The organism is Pseudomonas viridiflava, from assembly GCF_900602065.1.
Taxonomy (GTDB): Bacteria; Pseudomonadota; Gammaproteobacteria; order Pseudomonadales; family Pseudomonadaceae; genus Aquipseudomonas.
Genome location: NZ_UWFN01000383.1, coordinates 1 through 278 on the forward strand (window position 1 = coordinate 1; position 278 = coordinate 278).

1 protein-coding gene is annotated in these 278 nt (G+C 66.2%); it reads left to right on the top strand.

Annotated elements, in window-relative coordinates; genetic code table 11:
* A partial coding sequence (locus EE949_RS29080; RefSeq protein WP_164666865.1) for a TonB-dependent receptor plug domain-containing protein occupies positions 1 to 278 on the top strand: 278 nt, incomplete at both ends.

A 278-nucleotide genomic window follows, 5' to 3' on the forward strand; every position in this document is an offset into this window, starting at 1 on the left:
GCTCGAGCCAGGGCGGCGGCTACGCGGTCAACATCGAGAGCATTCCGCTCGAGGCGGTCGAGCGCGTGGAGATCCTGGCCGACGGCGCCTCGGCGCTGTACGGCTCGGACGCCATCGCCGGCGTGGTCAACTTCATCCTGAAAAAAGACCTGACCAAAGGCGAGATCACCGCCACCTACGGCCAGCCGAAAAAATCCGGTGGCTCGTGGTCGAGCGCCGGCCTCACCAAGGGCTGGGGCGACCTGGAGAAGGACCGCTGGAACATCCTGGCCTCGTAC